Here is a 2,376-nt window from a genome sequence, read left to right on the forward strand (position 1 = left end):
CCGGCACGGCTGCGGCGCGGACCTTTGCGGCGTCGGCGGCGCCGGGTATCGCCACAAGAGCGAGCGCGGTGAGGCCCACGACCCATCGCAACCGCTGCAACCGCTGCGGGCGTCGGAGATTGCCAGGAAACACAGTCGATCTGGCCAGAACCGTCATTTTCTTTCCGTTTTGAGCTGGGCGGGGGGCCGCGTCAGGTGATGGGTCCGGCAACGGAAATTCCCTGTTCCACGTTGCCAATCTGGCTTGGCTCTGCCATAAGCGCAACCTTCATCGCCCGGCTGATCAAGGGCTGCCGTGTCGATGCCCGTGCGGGTTGTTTCATTTCGGAAACACCTCAGCACTTTCAACGCTCTAACGAGCATTTTAGCCGCGAAAGCGCCCCTCGGGCGCGTCTTTTCTGCGGCAACAGGAGAGCCAAATGCCCAAGCTGAAGACCAAATCGGGCGCCAAAAAGCGCTTCAAGGTGACTGCCACCGGCAAAGTGATGGCCGCCCAGCGCGGCAAGCGCCACGGCATGATCAAGCGGACCAAGAAGCAGATCCGTCAGCTCCGCGGCACCCGCGTGCTGTTCAAGACCGACGGCGACAACATCAAGAAATATTTCTTGCCGCACGCCTGATCGCGTTTCCGCCTTGAGCCGAGCCGCGTCCGCGCGGCGATCCGTCACCCATTTTCATCTGAAGGAGACCCGTCATGTCTCGCGTCAAACGCGGTGTGACCTCTCACGCCAAGCACAAGAAAGTCTACAAGGCCGCCAAGGGCTTTTCCGGCCGCCGCAAGAACACCATTCGCGCCGCCAAGGCCGCGGTCGAGAAGGCCGGGCAGTACGCTTTCCGCGACCGCAAGCGCAAGAAGCGCACCTTCCGCGCGCTCTGGATCCAGCGCATCAATGCCGCCGTGCGTCCGTTCGGCATGACCTACAGCGTCTTCATCAACGGCCTTTCGAAGTCGGGCATCATGGTCGACCGCAAGGTGCTGTCGGATCTCGCCATCACCGAGCCGGCGACGTTCCAGGCGATTGCCGAGAAGGCCAAGGCCGCGCTGGCGGCGTGAGTTCTGTTCGCCGCGCTATCTCGCACCTCCGGTGTCGTGCCCCGCGAACGCGGGGCATCCAGTAACCGCCGACCTGACTTCTTGACCCCGGGGGTTACCGGATCATCCGCCGTCGCGGACGATGACGGTCCCATTTGGACTGCGAGCGCGCGTACCCAAGGGTGACCACCGCCATGTCCGACCCCGCATCGCTCGAACAAACCATCCTCACCCGGATTGCCGCTGCAAGCGATGAATCCGCGCTGGAAGCGGTGCGCGTCGCGGCGCTCGGCAAGAAAGGCTCGATTTCGGCGCTGCTCGCAACGCTCGGCAAGATGTCGCCGGACGAGCGCAAGACGCAGGGCGCGGCGATCAATCTCGCCAAGGACAACGTCACGCAGGCGCTGAGCGCGCGCCGCGACATCCTGAAATCCGCGGCGCTTGACGCCCGGCTCAAGTCCGAGACCATCGACGTCACGCTGCCGCTGCGCGAGGCCGCCGCCGAGCAGGGCCGCATCCATCCGCTGAGCCAGGTGATGGATGAGCTGACGGCCATCTTCGCCGATATGGGATTTGCCATCGCCGAAGGCCCCGATATCGAGACCGACGACTACAACTTCACCAGGCTGAATTTTCCCGAGGGCCATCCGGCGCGGGAGATGCACGACACCTTCTTCTTCAACCCGAAGCAGGATGGTTCGCGCATGCTGTTGCGCACCCACACCTCGCCGGTGCAGGTCCGCACCATGCTCAGCCAAAAACCGCCGATCCGCGTGGTCTGCCCGGGCCGCACCTACCGCATCGATTCCGATGCCACCCACACGCCGCAGTTTCACCAGGTCGAGGGCCTCGTGATCGACAAGGGCTCGCATCTTGGCCACCTCAAATGGATCCTGCATGAGTTCTGCAAGGCGTTCTTCGAGGTCGATCACATCAACATGCGGTTCCGGCCCTCGTTCTTCCCGTTCACCGAGCCGTCGCTCGAGGTCGACATCCAGTGCCGCCGCGACAAGGGCGAAATCCGCTTCGGCGAAGGCGAGGACTGGCTGGAGATTCTCGGCTGCGGCATGGTGCATCCGAATGTGCTGCGCGCCTGCGGCATCGATCCCGAGGTCTATCAGGGCTTTGCCTGGGGCATGGGCATCGATCGCATCGCGATGCTGAAATATGGCATGTCGGACTTGCGGCAATTGTTCGAGAGCGACGTGCGCTGGCTCAACCATTACGGCTTCAAGCCGCTCGATGTCCCGACGCTCGCGGGAGGGTTGAGTACGTGAGGCTCGTCGAGATCGCCATCGCGGAGGGAGCCCCCACCCCAGCCCTCCCCCGCAAGCGGGAGAGGG

3 protein-coding genes are annotated in these 2,376 nt (G+C 63.7%); all 3 read left to right on the forward strand.

Going from position 1 to position 2,376, the window contains the following annotated elements:
* Positions 1 to 419: 419 nt before the first annotated feature.
* The 3 genes from rpmI (at position 420) to pheS (ending at position 2,310) form a co-directional block, all read left to right on the forward strand.
* Positions 420 to 620: a 50S ribosomal protein L35 gene (gene rpmI, locus WCE35_RS06615; protein ID WP_424592547.1), complete on the forward strand. Its 201-nt coding sequence runs from the start codon at positions 420 to 422 to the stop codon at positions 618 to 620.
* A gap of 74 nt (positions 621 to 694) precedes the next feature.
* Positions 695 to 1,054, forward strand: a complete 360-nt coding sequence (gene rplT, locus WCE35_RS06620; protein ID WP_424592548.1) for a 50S ribosomal protein L20 — start codon at positions 695 to 697, stop codon at positions 1,052 to 1,054.
* Between the two features lie 173 nt (positions 1,055 to 1,227).
* Positions 1,228 to 2,310 (forward strand): phenylalanine--tRNA ligase subunit alpha, encoded by a 1,083-nt coding sequence (pheS, locus tag WCE35_RS06625; RefSeq protein WP_424592549.1) that lies wholly within the window; start codon positions 1,228 to 1,230, stop codon positions 2,308 to 2,310.
* Positions 2,311 to 2,376: the final 66 nt, after the last annotated feature.

This window comes from Bradyrhizobium sp., assembly GCF_049691595.1.
GTDB lineage: Bacteria > Pseudomonadota > Alphaproteobacteria > Rhizobiales > Xanthobacteraceae > Bradyrhizobium.

Bases quoted from the DNA above. Each gene is read 5' to 3' on its own strand.
- rpmI (WP_424592547.1), top strand. From the start codon at position 420: ATGCCCAAGCTGAAGACCAAATCGGGCGCCAAAAAGCGCTTCAAGGTG.
- rplT (WP_424592548.1), top strand. From the start codon at position 695: ATGTCTCGCGTCAAACGCGGTGTGACCTCTCACGCCAAGCACAAGAAA.
- pheS (WP_424592549.1), top strand. From the start codon at position 1,228: ATGTCCGACCCCGCATCGCTCGAACAAACCATCCTCACCCGGATTGCC.